Origin of the sequence: Streptococcus thoraltensis DSM 12221, assembly GCF_000380145.1 — a bacterium.
GTDB lineage: Bacteria > Bacillota > Bacilli > Lactobacillales > Streptococcaceae > Streptococcus > Streptococcus thoraltensis.
In genome coordinates this window covers 59,167-75,780 of record NZ_KB904588.1, presented here as the reverse complement: position 1 = coordinate 75,780, position 16,614 = coordinate 59,167, and the positions used below count along the sequence as shown (strand labels likewise).

The following is a 16,614-nucleotide window of genomic DNA, read 5'->3' as shown; positions in this document are numbered from 1 at the left end:
GATTCACTCTATCACGGCTGACAACGGAACGGAATTTAGTCGCTTATCTGAGGTTTTTGACCCTGAGCATATTTACTATGCCCACCCTTATGCCTCTTGGGAGAGAGGGACCAATGAGAACCATAATCGTTTGATTCGACGTTGGTTACCAAAGGGAAGTAAAAATGCGACCCAAAAACAGGTCACATTCATTGAAAATTGGATCAATAACTATCCTAAGAAAGTATTAGATTACAAAACTCCCAGAGAGGTGTTATACGCTGGCTAACTTGGACTTGAATTTTGCCGTTAAGGTTGGCATTTTTACAATTGTCCTTTATAATAGTTAAAGAATAAGACAATGCAAAGGAAAACAAATGTTAAAATCAAAAAGTGAAATGCTCTTTCTGTTCCTATCCATATTGCTCCTCATCGCTATTGGGGGGATTTACATGATTGCTAATAAATCTAGCCAAGAACAAAGCGCAAGCCAAGTAACGAGGACAAGTCAATCAAGTTCGTCTGGAAATGCTGAAGATAATGAAGCTGCCGAAAAAGCTGTCAAAGCATTAGAGGACACCCCTAATGATGATAATCTAAAAAAAGCTAAAGAAGCTCTTGCTAAGTTACCTAAGGGTGACTTGAAAGACAAGCTTCAAAAACGTATCGATGCTGTTGAAGCTATTTTAAAACAAGAAAAAACAGCTGAAAAAGCTATTAAACAAGCTGAAAAAACTCTTTCTGCAACTGATATTGATGCTGCACAAAAAGAAATCGACAAATTAAAAGATGGCGATAAAAAAACAGCATTGCAAAAACAACTCGATGACGTTCGCCAAACCTTAAATGCTGGATTATCAAATGAAGTACCACTCACTTCTGAGGAAATTGGCACTGAAACTGGTGATAATGAAGGTGTTGATAATTCCGAGGTGGTTGACGTTCCTCAAAATCAGCCTAACGTCTATGCGCCAGCAACTCCAGCGGCACCCGGCACAGCTCCTTTACCAGAGACAAACCAACCTGAACCAGCAGGAGACGCAGCTGGTTCTTCAGATAACGCTTCAGTTCCTGCTGAAGCTACTGATACTCCATAGATACTGTCAATAAAAAACGGTGAGCCATGAAAATTAGCTCACCGTTTTTTATTAGATTTCATATCCCATTAGAATTCCACCGTCTTCCGCATAAAAGCTGCATAAACCAGAAGTTGGTACGACTTGAACGTCAGCGGCAGGATAATCTTTCTTAATAAAGTCATTCAGCTGCTGGCAAATCTTATCGTTATGACAATGTGCTATTAACACACGATCTCCCTGATAGCCGGCTTTGACCATTTCTTGATAAGAAGCTGATACCGCTTTCTTTTGCCCCTTAGCTTTTTGTAAGAGTTCCAGTTTTCCTTCTGAGCTGGCTTTACCAACCATACGAATGTTTAGAAGTCCGATAACCTTACCAAGTACCTTATTCAAACGCCTATTTTTGACTAAATTATCAACCTTGGCAAGAATAAAAATCAGTTTCGTTTTCTCTTGATACGCTTTTATTTGAGAAACAACTTCATCAAATGATAAACCGGCTGCGATCAGTGTTTCCATCTTTTGTACTAAAAGATCCATTTCACCACCAGCTGATAAACTATCAATGACGTGAATATTCGTATTAGGATGGTCTTCAAGATACATATCTTTAGCTATCTGAGCACTATTTTGACTACCAGATAAACCACCTGTTATGGTAACAACCAAAATGTTGTCCGCCCCTTCAAATGCCTTCATATAGGCATCCGGACTAGGACAGGCTGAGGTTGCTGCTGCCTTTGTTTCTTTAAGAATATCAAGCATATGCTCGACATCTAGTCCTTCATCATCAATAAATAATTGACTTCCAACTTGTAAAGTTAAAGGAACTCGCACAAAAGCAACATTTTCTGCTAGGCCTTGTAAAGCTACCAGATTACATCCAGAATCTGCAACAATTTTCCAAGTCATACCTTATCTCCTTGTGCTTTATTTTGACATACAAACTACTTTATAATAAAATTATATCATTAAACATCTTAAAAATACTCAATTTTTAGTCGGATGTCACAAAAAGAAAGGATTTGTCATGGCTAAACAAGTTACTCCTGCACCATCTCTTAAGCCGTTACAAATAGCCAACCAAGAAGCTAAGCGAGTCACTAAGGAAGCTATCGAAGAGGCTCTCTTACTCCTCCTAGAAGAAAAACCTTTGGATAATATTTCTATCTCGGAACTCACGAAAAAGGCAGGTGTCTCTCGCAATGCCTTTTATCGCCATTACCAAACCAAAGAAGTATTGCTTCATAAGATGATTAAGCGCGCAACGTTAAAAGTTGTTAAAGGTTTACAACGCTTTAATTTTCAGACCGAACGTTACCAAGCCTGGCTATACCTTTTTAAACAGGCTAAGGAAAATGTTCGCCTTCTTAAAATAATCCTTAAATACAACATGTTGCAATGGATTTACGATATCATTATCAAGCGTTTGAGTAAATTTAGAAAGCCAAGCGATAGCAGACAAAATCAGTATCGACACTCCTTTTGGAGTCAGGCTGTGCTTTCCGTTTTAGGTCGCTGGATTAACGAAGGCATGGTTGTGCCAGAAGAAGAAATGGCAGCAATGGATCTCCCCCTTTTAGTCTAACGTATAAAAGCTAGTTGCACGAGGCAGCTAGCTTATTTTTATAAGACATGTTCATAAATAGCTTTCGCAACACCTGATTCCTGATTTGAATTCGTAACAAAATCGGTATGCGCTTTAACTTCTTCTGAAGCATTTGCCATAGCCACAGAAATTCCAGCAAAATCAAACATTTCCAAATCGTTATTGCCATCACCAAGTACCATAATTTCTTCTGGTGATAATTTCAAATCTTCTGCTAAATCTTTCAACCCACGCCCCTTATTAACACCGACTGGTAGAGCTTCGTAGGCATAATCCAAGCTACGAACGGTAGCTACCTTTTCAGATAAGATGGCATCAGCTCTGGCTTCAAAGGCATCCATAACAGACTCTTCTCCCATAAAGACAGCAGCAGCTACTGGAATATCCAAGTCCAAAAAGGCTTCAAAAGTGGTATGATATAGCTTAGAATTCTCAATCTCAGCATCACGAATAACCGCTGGATAAAGCTCTCTTCCCAACACATAATTGGCTTCTTGGGTAAAGAAAACCAGATTAATTCCCGGCGTATCGTCAAAGATTGCCACTACATGTTGTAAAGCCTCTCGAGAGAGACTATGGGAGGCTAGCGTTGACCAATCATTGGTCTTAAAGAGCCAGGAACCGTTATTAGCAATCACATAGTCATCCTCCAGACAGAGTTCCTTAGCATAGGGCAAAATCCCCGACTTGGGACGACCCGTACAGATAACAATATGGACACCCGCTTGACGAGCCTTCCTAATAGCCTCTTTATTCTCTTCGGTCAATTGTTTAGCGTCATCCAAAAGCGTACCATCCATATCGATAGCAACTAACTTTATTTTAGGATTTAAGGACAAATTCTCTGATAGCATAGGCAACTCCTGCTTGATCGTTTCTTAGCGTAATCTTGTCAGCATGGGCTTTAACAGCATCTGAGGCATTTTCCATAGCAACCGCAAATCCTGAAAAATCCAACATCTCAATATCGTTATTCCCGTCACCAATGGTCATGATTTGGCTGGGGTCCAATCCTAGCAGTTTGACGAGTTCTGCTAACCCCGTAGCTTTATTGGAATGTTGAGGTAAAACTTCATAGAGAAGGTCTTGGCTGCGCACGCCAGTATAAGCCTCCAAGATCTCAGCTTCGTGTTTATTTTGAAAGGCATCAATAGCTTTTGACGTTCCCATATACATGGCATTGTATACCGGCTCTTCAATCGTTGAAATGGCATCTTTTTCGATTGGCAATAAGTTGGTGAAGACCGAATCAGCATCAGCCTGAGCAATCTTAGAGGGCGTTTCCCCAACAAAATAATAGTCCTTATTGGTTGTTAAGACCATGTCAACTTCCAAATTATCATCCACATAAGACTGCAAGCCCAATATATCAGAATGGCTTAAGGACTTGCCATAAAGTGTTGACCAATTGAGCGTTTCATGAAGCGAACAGCCGTTATTTAAAATGACATACTCTTCTTCATGAAGACCTAATTGTTCAAAATATGGTTTTACTCCTGCTTGAGAACGACCTGTACAAATAACAATCTTAATACCAACAGCCACAGCCTCTTGAATAGCATCAATGTTTTCCTGCGGTAATTTTTTTTGACTGTCTAAGAGTGTGCCATCCATATCGATGGCGATTAACTTGATCATCCTAAGCCTCTTTCTACTTCATCACTTACCATTAGGATAGCACAATTCTTAAAAAATCAAAAGCATAGCATGCAAACCAACCATGACGTACTCACGACGAAATGGCATAAAACCATTTTCTGATGGCATGATTTTTTAATTGACATTCTCGTACAAGTATTTTTCATTGTTATCGCCATTACATAACAAAGCTTCACCATAAAAAATATAATCTTTATGAAAAGATAGTCTTTGGAATCAACTTTGATAGCTCGCCACTGTCGACTTGCATACTTACTACTCTTTGAAAATTAAAAGCAGACTAGGCGACACAGATAGCAGATAGAACTGGTGTTCATCAAATCAAGCCAACAAGGTCTGCTTTTAATTTTCAAAGAGGATCAAGTACCTGTTCGGCGTCTTTTTCTGTTCCTTGTCTGAAAGCTAATTCATTTAACTATACCTTATCTGAAACCCAAACCTTCGGTACTCCTTTATTGTGGAAAGCAAAAAAGAACTCTGTTGAGCTCTTTTTTAAAGCATTCGTCAAAATAACCTTCTTTTTCCATTCAGCCAGAAGGACTGCCTTTCTATTTTTGAAATTTTTTATACATCCAATACAAAAAAATACCAATGCTAATAAGATACAAAAGAGTATAAAACATGATTTCCTCCTAAAATTCTTTTTTCTGCATAATGTTTTTACTAATTAATACAGACAATGAGGCTGTACAGCTAATAATTAAGACTCCAAAAGAAATTAGAACCATTAACTCTATCCCCAATACTTGATTAACTAAGCTAGCAAACCAATCTGATACATCGTCAGACACATTCGTCACTTGCAAGTAAGCTAAGAACAATCCTGCAAATGTTATCATGATAACATGCCTAGATTTTTCACCCCCAAATTTTAAATAAACTGGGATAAGAAGAATGGTCAGTAAGCAACACAAAAATAAAACAAATAAGTAAGGTACGAAAAAGGTATTTAGAGACATGTGATGAGGGGATTGGCCAGATAGCAAGATCACTCCAAAAGACATTAGCCAAGCTGAAATAATCGAAAAGAAACTCAAGAGATATTTCTCCAATACATACTGCGTCCGCGAAACTGGTAAACAAAATAAGTAAGCTTGCCCTTTAGACATATCATCCTGGCTAATCGTGCTGATGGCCATAAGACCGATAAAATAGGTAAAAAAACTAACTGGGAACACCGTGTCATCTGAAAAGAAGGAAATCCCCACTAGGATGGCACCAAGCACCAAAACTAGGCTCAGCTGTTTCTTTATCATTTGAACATCTTTTATCAGTAAACCTTTCATAATCTCTCTCCTTCGATAATGGTAGCCAGCAAACCATCAATAGTCATATCATCAATGACCAGATGTGGATAGTTTTCCTTATAAAAAACTTTTTGATTCGTCAAACACTTATAATAATAGGCCTCTTTTTTAATGTACTGAAGATAGTCTTTTTCAATTGATTCAAACTGCTCTTCAGTCATTTTGAGAAGGGCGTACGTGTCTAAAATAACATCTGTATCTTCTTCCAGTAATATTTTTCCATCATGAAGCAAGATCAACCGATCACATAAGGTTTCAATATCTGAAGAAACATGTGAACTAATCAACACTGTGGCCTCTTCTCTCTCCTGAAAATCTCGAATTAAGTTGAGAATATCTTTTCGCGCAACAACGTCCAAACCAGCTGTAGGTTCATCTAAAATCAACAACTTGGACGGATGACTTAAGGCAATCAACACTTTCAACTTAGCTCTCATCCCTGTCGAAAAGGTTTTAATAGCCGTCTTGGTAGGTAAACCAAAAGCTTGAACTTTCTTGAGAAAGTCATGTTTATCAAATGAATGGTAGAGAGCATCAAGAATTGCGCTTATATCATTAATGGTCATCAATTCGTTAAAACCCATATCTGGGAAAACAACACCAATCTTTTCAAAATCTTCATTACGCAAGTCACGATTAGACTGACCGAAAATGCTAATCTTTCCTTGATCAAGAGTTACTAAATCTAGTAGAGCTTTAAAAAAGGTTGATTTCCCAGAACCATTTTTACCAACAATTCCAACAGTTTCACCCGCTTGAATCTTCAAAGAAAGGTCTAAATCAAAATTCTTGTACGACTTCTTTATGTTATTGACGTCAATCATCATCTACTCCTTTATTTTCATCTCTAAGATAGCAATGATATCAGATTGCTCGATACCATAGACAAGTGATTTTTCAATCAACTGATCTAAAGATTCTTCAAAATCTTTTAGTTGTTCCTCATAAAAACGACTTGAGTGAATTTTATTGACAAAAGAACCTTTCCCATGAATGGTGCTGATTAAGCCATCCTTTTCAAGGTAATCATAGGATTTTTTAACCGTTAGAGCACTAATCTGTAATTCCTTGGAAAGTTGTCTAACTGACGGTAAATGATCTTCTGGCAATAAAATCTGGGATAAAATAGCATTTTTTATTTGACCATAAATTTGTTCGTAAATAGGTACCAAGGATGACTGATTTATAATAATTTCCATTTTTACTTTTCCTCATAAACAGTATATAACAGTATATAACAGTTGTCAACTATCACTATAAAAACCACGACAAACTCACGTAACTTTTTTCAATCTTGCTTTTTTTAGAGATTTTTTAACATGAGATAAGCATTTTGGGCTTCTCACACTCATTTATTTGCTTTCCAGCATCTACCCGTTTTAGGGCCGGGCGACAAGATAGATAGCATCTACCCGTTTTAGGGCCGGGCGACAAGATAGATAGCATTTTCCAACAAAGCCACATAAATAAAAAAAGACATAAACCAGACCATTTAAGGACTAATTCATGTCTTCATGTGTTTAATCAAACTGACCTTCTTTTTTCAATTCTGTCAGAAGAACTTCCCATCTGGGATCTAGCATCCATTTCGGATCTTTTACAATCTCTGCAGAAACACGTCTGGCTTCTTCTAAAATATTAAAATCTTCGACAATGTCAGCCGTTTTAAATTCCGGTAAACCTGATTGACGAGTACCAAATATTTCTCCCGAACCACGCATTTTCAAATCTTTTTCTGCCAGAACAAAGCCATCATTAGTCTCGCACATGGCAAGCATGCGGTCTTTTCCCGTGTCATTTTTAGGGTTGGCAACAAGGATAGCGTAGGATTGTTTATAACCTCGACCAACACGGCCTCGAAGTTGGTGCAACTGGCTAAGACCAAAACGGTCTGCATCCATAATCACCATAATCGTAGCATTGGGCACATTGACCCCAACTTCAATAACAGTCGTTGATACCAGCACCTGACTTTTAGCAGCTTTAAAAGCCAACATGGTCGCTTCTTTTTCATCAGCTTTCATGCGACCATGCATCAAGTCCACTCGGAAATCATCTCCGAAGAATTCTGCTAACTCAGCATGTAAGGCCACAGCATTTTTCAGGTCTAGAGCTTCCGACTCCTCAATTAAGGGGGAAATAACATAGGCTTGCGCTCCCTTTGTCAGCTCATCCTTCATCCAAGTCATGACGGAATCCAACTGCTCATGCTTGACCCACCTAGTGACGATTGGTTTTCGTCCTGCCGGCAATTCATCAATGATGGAAACGTCCATCTCACCAAAAGTCGTAATAGCGAGTGTTCTAGGAATTGGCGTAGCCGTCATCATAAGAACATCGGGATTTTCTCCCTTTTCTCGAAAAACACGACGCTGATTAACGCCGAACCGATGCTGCTCATCCGTGATAACCAAACCCAGCTTGTGGTAGGTCACAGCATCTTGAATTAAGGCATGCGTTCCTACAATCATATCCACAGAGCCATCAGCAATGGCTGCTAAAGCAGCACGCTTGACCGATGCCTTCATGCCAGACGTTAAGAGAGCAACATTGAGGTCTGGAAACAATTCTGTCAAACTGGCAAAGTGCTGTTCCGCTAGAATTTCTGTTGGCACCATAAGCGCTGACTGATACCCAGCAGTGTAGCTAGCGTACATGGCTAGACTGGCAATCACGGTTTTCCCAGATCCCACATCTCCCTGTAAAAGGCGATTCATGTGGGCACCTGATTTCATATCTCCTAAAATTTCAATTAGACTTCTAGATTGAGCGCCAGTTAAGGGAAATGGCAATGCCTTAATTTTTTCATCGACCATGGACTGATCAAAATTGATTGCCAAGCCACTAGTTTCAGATTTATTTTCTGCCTTTAAGACTTGTAAATTAAGTTGAAAATAGAAGAGTTCTTCAAACTTAATCCGTCGCAGAGCCTGCTTGTAAGCTGCCAAGTCTTTTGGAAAATGCATGCCTGCCACCGCTTCTTGTCTGGTCATCAAGCGGTACTTTTGAAGTAAAACTTGAGGTAAATTTTCCCTAATTGTTCCCAGCAGTTGACTGTCAAAGGCTGCTTTAATCGCCTTTACCAAAGCTGATTGTGAGACACCCTGGGCAACATGATATACTGGCTGCATGTCATCTTCAACCTGTGCCAATACTTTCATACCAGTTAGGGCTGATTTTTTAGCATCCCATTTTCCGAAAACAGCGATGTCGCTGCCCAACTCAATCTTATCAGCTAGATAGGGCTGGTTGAAAAAACTAACTGCGATAACCGCTTCATCCTGCTTGATTTTAAAAGATAGGCGATTGCGTTTAAAACCATAATACTGAACATTAGCTGGGGTTACCACCTGACCGGTAACGACAGCCTTCTCACCATCCATGAGGTCAAAAATCGAACGACTTTTAAAATCCTCATAACGAAAAGGATAGTACAAAAAGAGATCTTCAATCGTGTATAAACCCAATTTGGTAAATTTCTCCGCAGATTTAGGTCCAAAACCTTTTAATTCTGCAATCGGTGATTGTAAATTCATATATCTATTATAGCAAAGGGAGCCTCGATTGGCTCCCTTTAATCTTTCTTTTAAGTTTGATGATAACTGCCTTATTGATTGAACTTATACTCAATAAAGATCAGACTAGGCGGTGCCAATGTAGCTAGAACTGAAAGTCATCAAATCAACAAAATCTGAAGTTGATTTTCAAAGAGTATCAGCCCGCATCTCACCCTAATCGTATCAATATTCCCTCGGCACACGGTCACTGATTAGGCAAAGCACTTCATAGTTAATGGTGCCACGTTTTTCAGCGACATCGGTTGCTGAAATCGACTGATCACCACTCTTACCGATTAGAATAACTTTAGTTCCCAAAGGATATTTCTTAGGCAAACGAATGGTTGCCTGATCCATTGAAACGCGACCGATAATTTGACAAAACTTGCCATCAACCAAAACGTTAAAATTTTGCATGTCACGCGTCCAGCCATCCGCATACCCAATTGGTAGAGTCCCTATCCATTCATCTGTTTCAGCATGATAAGTCCCTCCATAACCAACTGCAGCACCTGCTGGAACTTTCTTAACGTGTATTAGAGCCGATTCCAAATGTAGCGCCGGTTCAATTTCATAGGGAATCTCTAAAGCTCTACCACTCGGATTAAGACCGTAGATAACCAACCCCAGACGAACGGCGTTAAACACAGTGTCGGCGTGCCAAATGCTGGTTGCCGAATTACTGGCATGAACTACTGAAGGACAATTATCCAATGACCTTACTAACTCTTTAAAGAAATCAAGCTGCTCCTCAAATTGCTGTTGATTTGCTTCATCTGCTGTTGCAAAATGAGTGAAAATCCCTTCAATAAATGCACCCTGTTCTTGTAATTCAGAAATCAATGCTTCTGTTTCTGCCCGCGTTCTCACACCAATCCGCCCCATACCAGAATCCACCTTAATGTGGCAGGTAAGGTTTTTCAAATTAGTTCCTAAAGTTTTAGCCAAACTCACCCATTCCAGACTGGCAATGGTTAAGGTCAGACGGTAATCTTTTGCCAGATAGACTTCTTCTGGCAAAATAACTCCCAAGACAAGAATGGATTTCTTTATGCCCGCTTGACGCAATTCAATCGCTTCATCCACATTGGAAACACAAAAGCCATCAACTTGTCCTTCTATATGATGAGCGACTGCAATCGCTCCATGTCCGTATGCATTAGCTTTTACAACTGCCCAAACCTTAGGTTGGCTGGGAATGTACTCCACAACTGTACGAATATTTGCTGAAATTGCATCCAGATTAATTTTAGCCTTTGTTGGCCTGTGTAAACTTGATATCACAAAAGCACTCCTTTCAATCCTAGAACAGCGACTTCAATCTTCTAAAATCACACTTGCCTGAACAAAACCTCCACTATGTGAAATCGAAAGATGACTCCGCCCCTTAAAAGGCGATTGATTAACATAGGGCTTACCAGATTGATCTGATAAGATTTCAATATCTTGAAAAGAAATTTTTCCAATCCCAGTTCCATACGCCTTTGAAAAAGCTTCTTTAGCTGACCATCGTCCAGCTAAAAATTCGATTTGACGCTTACCTTTTAAACGATTAAACCTTGCAAGTTCATTTGGGGTTAATACACGATCAGCGAAGCTCTTTTTCTTAAGATAAGCCGCTTCTATTGCTGAAATGTCCTGCAAATCAATGCCATGTCCTACTATCATTTGAAATCTTCCTAAAAAGAGAGTAAGCATTCTCCAGTTTCCTGTCAAATCCTTACTCCACTTTATTCTTTAAACTGCTTAACTTACAGTGTCATTAAAATTGAGAACGACCATGGCAATTTTTAAATTTCTTGCCTGAACCACATGGGCAAAGATCATTACGTCCAACATTGTTAAAGTCAATCGCTTCCATTTGAGAAACATCTGTTCCCTGTTTAGCAGCGATATTCTTAACAGCTGTTGTTGTCGCGTGCTCATGAGTTTGCTCGCGCTCTTGCTTATGAATTTGAGCTTTCATCATAGTTCTTGTAACGTCAAATTCGATGGCACCAACCATATCATTGAACATACGGAAACCTTCTGTTTGATATTCAACAATAGGATTGTTTTGGGCATAACCACGAAGACCTACTGAGTTACGCAATTGATCTAAGGCGTCAATATGGTCTGTCCATTTATTATCCACAACCATCAAAATCAAGACTTTTTGAAACTCAATAACGGCTTGCTCATCTGGTAATTTAGCAATCTGATGATCATAGATACGCAAGGCATATTCATACAAATCTTCTTTAATCGTGCTAAATTTCGTACCTTTTAAATCTGACAGACTAATAGCATTTTCTGGCAACAGATTATTTTGCGCAAAGGTTAAAATACCTTCATAAGCCTCTTCCTTAGGCATGCGACTGTGTCCATCAACGGCACGATCAATCGTACGTCTAATCATCGCCTTGATTTCTGGACCTAAATCACGAGTAGCTGTAATCACATCGTAGCGATCAGCATAGATGATCTCACGTTGCTCACGCATAACGTCATCGTACTGAAGGACTTGCTTACGGGTATCGTAGTTATTACCTTCGACACGTTTTTGTGCTGCTTCAACTTGACTGGTGAAGATACGTGATTTAATAACGATGTCCTCATCCTGATCGGCGTTGAAACGCTCTAAGAACTGTTTGATACGATCCGTACCAAAGCGACGGAGTAATTCATCTTCTAGTGAAAGGTAGAATTGTGACTCACCTGGGTCACCCTGACGACCTGAACGCCCACGGAGCTGGTTATCGATACGACGACTTTCATGACGTTCTGTCCCAATAACACAGAGACCACCAAGTTCACGAACACCTTCACCGAGTTTGATGTCCGTACCACGACCAGCCATATTGGTAGCGATAGTGACAGCTCCTCTCTGACCAGCATTCATGATGATTTGCGCTTCCTTGAAGTGATTTTTAGCATTCAAAACTTCATGTGGAATACCTGCTTCAACCAGATTTTTTGAAATCAATTCACTGGTCTCAACAGCAACTGTACCAACCAAGATGGGTTGCCCTTTTGCATGACGTTCTTTAATATCTGCAATAACAGCGCGGAATTTGGATTCCAATGTTGGATAGAGCAAATCCGCATTATCAATACGTTGAATAGGGCGGTTCGTTGGAATTGGAATAATGCGCATGTTATAGATTTCGCGGAATTCCTCTTCCTCAGTTTTACCAGTACCAGTCATACCTGCCAATTTTTTGTACATACGGAACATATTTTGGTAGGTGATAGACGCTGATGTTTTGGATTCGTCTTGAATCGGCACATCTTCTTTGGCTTCAATCGCTTGGTGAAGACCGTCAGAGAAGCGTCGCCCTTCCATAGTGCGCCCTGTAAATTGGTCAACAATCAGGATTTCTTGTTCTTCACTAACCACATAGTCAATATCTAAGAGCATGATGTAGTTAGCTCGAAGGGCATTATCGATAAAGTGCGTTAGAGCAACATTCTCCAAATCATACAAGTTTTCAAGTTTGAAGAATTTCTCCGCCTTATCAATCCCTGAATCCATAAGACCAATTGTCTTACTTGGCACGTCAATCGCATAATCATCACGTTTCAAAGTTTTAACAAAACGATCTGCCATGTAGTAAAGTTGGTTGGTTTCTGAACTTGCTGGGCTAGACACAATCAAAGGCGTCCTAGCTTCGTCAATCAGAACTGAGTCAACCTCATCGACCAAAGCAAAATTAAGTGGACGTTGCACCATATCTTCTTGACGAACCACCATGTTGTCACGAAGATAGTCAAAACCAACTTCTGAGTTGGTTGAATAGGTGATGTCGCAAGCATAGGCTTCGCGTTTTTCAAGCGATGATTTGGCTGAAAGGTTAATCCCCACAGAGAGTCCTAACCAGCTATACAATTCCCCCATTTCAGTCGCATCACGCGTTGAAAGGTATTCGTTAACGGTGATAACATGAACTCCTTCACCAGCAAGGGCATTTAGATAAACAGGCATAGTTGCCGTTAGGGTTTTCCCCTCACCAGTACGCATCTCTGGCACATCACCGTGGTGGAGAACAATCCCACCCATGATTTGCACATGGTAAGGATATAGTCCCAAGACACGCTTAGCACCTTCACGGACAACCGCAAAAGCTTCTGGAAGAAGTTCATCTAAAGTTTCCCCATTTTGGTAGCGTTTCTTAAATTCTTCGGTTTTGGCTTGCAAGTCAGGATCGCTAAGAGCCGCCATCTCATCAGCATAGCTCTCAACCTTTTTGGCTATTTTATCAAGTTTTTTTAATTCACCTTTATCATTTTCAATGATGTCTCGGATTATATTTGCCATCTTTTTCCCTTTCGATAGTCTTATCTTCTCATTTTAGCATAATACAAGGGTAAATTCAACGAAATAAAAAGAAGAAAAATACTATCAATCCAGCAGATTTTTGAAGTGTCAGCCCTGCCAAAAAGCTGAGGTAAAAGTCCACAGCTTCTCTACTTTCATTAAATGAATTTAAAAATGTCGTCTTCTTGAGCATTCAAAAAGTCTCGGAAAATTTTTGAAGAGGAGAAGCTAGCTTTCTAAGTCAGTTTCGTCATCATTCACTGACAAAATTAGCGCTTACAGACCGAATGTTTAAAGTCAGCAACGCCTACTCCAATTCCCAATTGAAACCCTTTTTGTTTCTTTGAAGTTCACGCAGAAGACGTAAAATGATTTTGGGATAGACCATTTTAATCCAACGCTTAAACTAAAAAAAGAAGAGCCAAAATCGACCGCTTCAAGTTACTATAGTCAAATGACTTAACTTTCAAAACAAGGAACAAAAAGACGCGAACAATACTTGATACTCTTCGAAAATCAAAAGCAGACCTTATTGACTTGATGTGATAAAGACAGTTCTATCTGCTATCTGTGTCGCCTAGTCTGCTTTTGATTTTCATTGAGTATGCGTATGGCAAGACGAAAGTTGCGATGTGTCAAAGTTAATTCAAAAGACTATGATTTTAATTCATCTCTTCTTTGGGGAATACTGACATAAATTCAGATACTGTTTCTGCCATTTTTTCCTTGAAAAAAGGAAGATTTTCTGTTGCTGCATAAACAGTTACCATCGGACTTACTACAAAATCTGCAAAATAGCTGTATGCTAATTGGTGATTCTGATAATGAAATTTCAAGATAGGATGTGGTGTTTTGTCACCACAAGGACCAGGTTCTGAAATAGAAAGAGCGAATTGATGCTCACCATAGCGCTTGACTTGAAAGTAACGCCCTTGATAAAAGATAGCTTCCTCAGGAAATTGATTAATCAACCAATCCAAATCCGTCATCATTCTTTTCTCCTACGTGGCTAACAATCATATCAATTTTCCCATCGAACTCCCACGATTTCACTTGATTAGGAATAATGAAATGATCTCCTTTTCGGATACAGAAAATCCCATTATCTACTGTAATATGCCCTTCCCCATCAATAACACTAACTAATAAGTAAGGTGCTGTTTGTTGCATGGCAACAGAGCGAGAAACTTTCCAGTTATATACCATAAAGAAAGGATTAGCAACCAAGAGTGTTGAAGTAAGCCCTCCAACTATAAGTTTGGCAGGGGTGCTATTTTGCGGTTGTCCAATCGTCATCACATCGACGGATTGTTTCAAATGAAGCTCACGAAGATTTCCTTGGTCATCTTTTCGGTCAAAATCATAGACACGGTAGGTCGTATCACTTGACTGTTGGGTTTCCAAAATCATGATTCCTTTACCAATGGCATGCATGGTACCACTTGGTACATAATAAAAATCACCTGCTTTGACTGGAATACGAGTCAAGAGATGCTCCCAATCTCCTGATTCAATCATCTGAGCCAACTCCTCTTTAGACTTAGCATTGTGACCATAAATAATTTCAGCCCCCTCTTCAGCTGAGAGAATATACCAGCACTCTGTCTTTCCTAGCTCTCCCTCATGAATCATGGCATACTCATCATCTGGGTGAACTTGGACACTCAACCAATCATTAGCATCAAGAATTTTTGTTAGTAATGGAAATACCGTGCTGTCTGGATGTCCAAAGACGTCTGGATGATTTTTGTATAGCTCATCCAATCCCATCCCCTTAAATTTGCCATTTTTAATCGTAGATACACCATTTGGATGCGCTGAAATAGCCCAACACTCACCCGTATGATTCGATGGAATCTCATAACCGTATTCTTGTGCTAGGCGACTACCACCCCAAATTTTCTCCTGCATTACTGGTGCTAAAAATAAAGGTTTAGCCATATCCGTTTCCTTTCAAGATCCTTCTTTTTAGAAGCAAAGTAGGGTCATTATACTCCTTTTTAAAATGCGGTTCAAGGCAAAGTCTGCTTATCTCAAAAAATCTCTGCCCAAGACTAACCATTTTGATTTTGGACACAAAAAAATCTGGTCGCAACCAGATTTTCATTTTATGATAAACCGTAGCTAGCCTTACGATCTGAGACATCTTTTGCCAGTGCAAAATTACCTAGCGTAGCCGAACCATTTTCCGCCACTGCAGGTGTTACGATATATTCTGTCACATCAGGAACTGGAAGATAGCCGTTGAGTAGAGCTGTAAATTTTTCACGAACACGGCGCAACATATGATCCTGTGCCATAACTCCTCCGCCAAAAACAATGACTTGTGGGCGATAGAGAACGGTCGCTTGAACAGCTGCTTGCGCTATATAGTAGGCTTGGATATCCCAAACATCTGAATTTTGTTCAATCAATTCACCACGAATTCCCGTCCGAGCTTCAAGGGACGGACCGGCAGCCAAGCCTTCCAGACAGCCTTTATGGAAAGGGCATGTCCCTTGGAATTCATTGGCATAATCACGAGGGTGGCGAGGTACGTAGACATGACCTGCTTCTGTGTGTCCAACGCCACCAACAAATTCACCACGTTGAATAGCACCAGCTCCGATACCTGTACCGATGGTGTAATAAACCAAACTATCAACACCCTTACGCACCATGACTTCTCCGTAAGCGGAACTGTTTACGTCTGTTGTAAAGTAAAATGGTACATTAAATTCTTTCGAAATCAAACCGACCAAGTCAACATTCGCCCAGTGTTCCTTCGGAGTTGTTGTGATATAGCCGTAGGTATCAGAATTTTGATCAATATCAATCGGACCAAATGAACCAATAGCGATACCTTCTAGATCTTCTTCATAACGTTTGAAAAATTCTACCGTACGTTCAATAGTTTCATAAGGTGTTGTCGTTGGAAATTGTGTTTTTTCAACCACTTGAAAATGTTCATCACCGACAGCACAAACAAACTTTGTGCCACCAGCTTCCACGCTCCCATATAATTTAGGCATAGCATCTCCTTTTATATCTCACATTTTTATCATCATTATAAGTAAATTCGCTGCTTCTAGCAAGAAACATTCTTTAATCCCTATATTAAGAAAATACCCTAATCTAAGACTAGAGT

At 39.7% G+C, this 16,614-nt stretch carries 16 protein-coding genes; 3 read left to right on the top strand and 13 right to left on the bottom strand.

Going from position 1 to position 16,614, the window contains the following annotated elements; translation table 11 throughout:
- Positions 1-268, top strand: a 268-nt coding sequence (locus A3IA_RS0103180; RefSeq protein WP_018379899.1) for an IS30 family transposase, incomplete at its 5' end; no start/stop codon positions are given.
- Between the two features lie 88 nt (positions 269-356).
- Positions 357-1,076, top strand: coding sequence for a hypothetical protein (locus A3IA_RS0103175; protein WP_018379898.1), 720 nt, complete (start codon positions 357-359; stop codon positions 1,074-1,076).
- A gap of 51 nt (positions 1,077-1,127) precedes the next feature.
- On the opposite strand, the gene A3IA_RS0103170 is transcribed toward A3IA_RS0103175, so the two are convergent.
- Positions 1,128-1,970 (bottom strand): DegV family protein, encoded by an 843-nt coding sequence (locus A3IA_RS0103170; RefSeq protein ID WP_018379897.1) that lies wholly within the window; start codon positions 1,968-1,970, stop codon positions 1,128-1,130.
- 118 nt (positions 1,971-2,088) lie between these two features.
- Between A3IA_RS0103170 and A3IA_RS0103165 the strand changes: the two genes are divergently transcribed.
- Positions 2,089-2,646, top strand: a complete 558-nt coding sequence (locus A3IA_RS0103165; protein ID WP_018379896.1) for a TetR/AcrR family transcriptional regulator — start codon at positions 2,089-2,091, stop codon at positions 2,644-2,646.
- A 38-nt stretch (positions 2,647-2,684) separates the two neighbouring features.
- Here A3IA_RS0103165 and A3IA_RS0103160 read toward each other — a convergent pair whose 3' ends face one another.
- From A3IA_RS0103160 to scrK, 12 genes are all read right to left on the bottom strand, one after another.
- Positions 2,685-3,521 (bottom strand): Cof-type HAD-IIB family hydrolase, encoded by an 837-nt coding sequence (locus A3IA_RS0103160; protein ID WP_018379895.1) that lies wholly within the window; start codon positions 3,519-3,521, stop codon positions 2,685-2,687.
- Positions 3,490-4,305 (bottom strand): Cof-type HAD-IIB family hydrolase, encoded by an 816-nt coding sequence (locus A3IA_RS0103155; protein WP_018379894.1) that lies wholly within the window; start codon positions 4,303-4,305, stop codon positions 3,490-3,492. The genes A3IA_RS0103160 and A3IA_RS0103155 overlap by 32 nt, the downstream gene beginning before the upstream one ends.
- Positions 4,306-4,958: 653 nt before the next feature.
- Positions 4,959-5,612: an ABC-2 transporter permease gene (locus tag A3IA_RS0103145; RefSeq protein WP_018379892.1), complete on the bottom strand. Its 654-nt coding sequence runs from the start codon at positions 5,610-5,612 to the stop codon at positions 4,959-4,961.
- Positions 5,609-6,457, bottom strand: a complete 849-nt coding sequence (locus tag A3IA_RS0103140; RefSeq protein ID WP_018379891.1) for an ABC transporter ATP-binding protein — start codon at positions 6,455-6,457, stop codon at positions 5,609-5,611. Before A3IA_RS0103140 ends, A3IA_RS0103145 begins: the two co-directional genes overlap by 4 nt.
- 3 nt (positions 6,458-6,460) lie before the next feature.
- Entirely contained in the window at positions 6,461-6,832 is a 372-nt protein-coding gene (locus A3IA_RS0103135; RefSeq protein WP_018379890.1) for a GntR family transcriptional regulator, read from the bottom strand.
- Positions 6,833-7,153: 321 nt separating this feature from the next.
- Positions 7,154-9,169 (bottom strand): ATP-dependent DNA helicase RecG, encoded by a 2,016-nt coding sequence (gene recG, locus A3IA_RS0103130; protein WP_018379889.1) that lies wholly within the window; start codon positions 9,167-9,169, stop codon positions 7,154-7,156.
- A gap of 204 nt (positions 9,170-9,373) precedes the next feature.
- On the bottom strand, positions 9,374-10,474 hold the full coding sequence (alr, locus tag A3IA_RS0103125) for an alanine racemase (RefSeq protein WP_018379888.1): 1,101 nt from the start codon (positions 10,472-10,474) through the stop codon (positions 9,374-9,376).
- Between the two features lie 33 nt (positions 10,475-10,507).
- A complete protein-coding gene (acpS, locus tag A3IA_RS0103120; protein ID WP_018379887.1) occupies positions 10,508-10,858 on the bottom strand; it encodes a holo-ACP synthase in 351 nt (116 codons plus the stop codon).
- 94 nt (positions 10,859-10,952) lie between these two features.
- On the bottom strand, positions 10,953-13,487 hold the full coding sequence (gene secA / locus A3IA_RS0103115) for a preprotein translocase subunit SecA (RefSeq protein WP_018379886.1): 2,535 nt from the start codon (positions 13,485-13,487) through the stop codon (positions 10,953-10,955).
- A gap of 662 nt (positions 13,488-14,149) precedes the next feature.
- Entirely contained in the window at positions 14,150-14,479 is a 330-nt protein-coding gene (locus A3IA_RS0103110) for a hypothetical protein (protein ID WP_018379885.1), read from the bottom strand.
- Positions 14,451-15,428, bottom strand: coding sequence for a mannose-6-phosphate isomerase, class I (gene manA / locus A3IA_RS0103105; RefSeq protein WP_018379884.1), 978 nt, complete (start codon positions 15,426-15,428; stop codon positions 14,451-14,453). Before manA ends, A3IA_RS0103110 begins: the two co-directional genes overlap by 29 nt.
- Positions 15,429-15,595: 167 nt before the next feature.
- Positions 15,596-16,498, bottom strand: coding sequence for a fructokinase ScrK (gene scrK / locus A3IA_RS0103100; RefSeq protein ID WP_018379883.1), 903 nt, complete (start codon positions 16,496-16,498; stop codon positions 15,596-15,598).
- Positions 16,499-16,614: the final 116 nt, after the last annotated feature.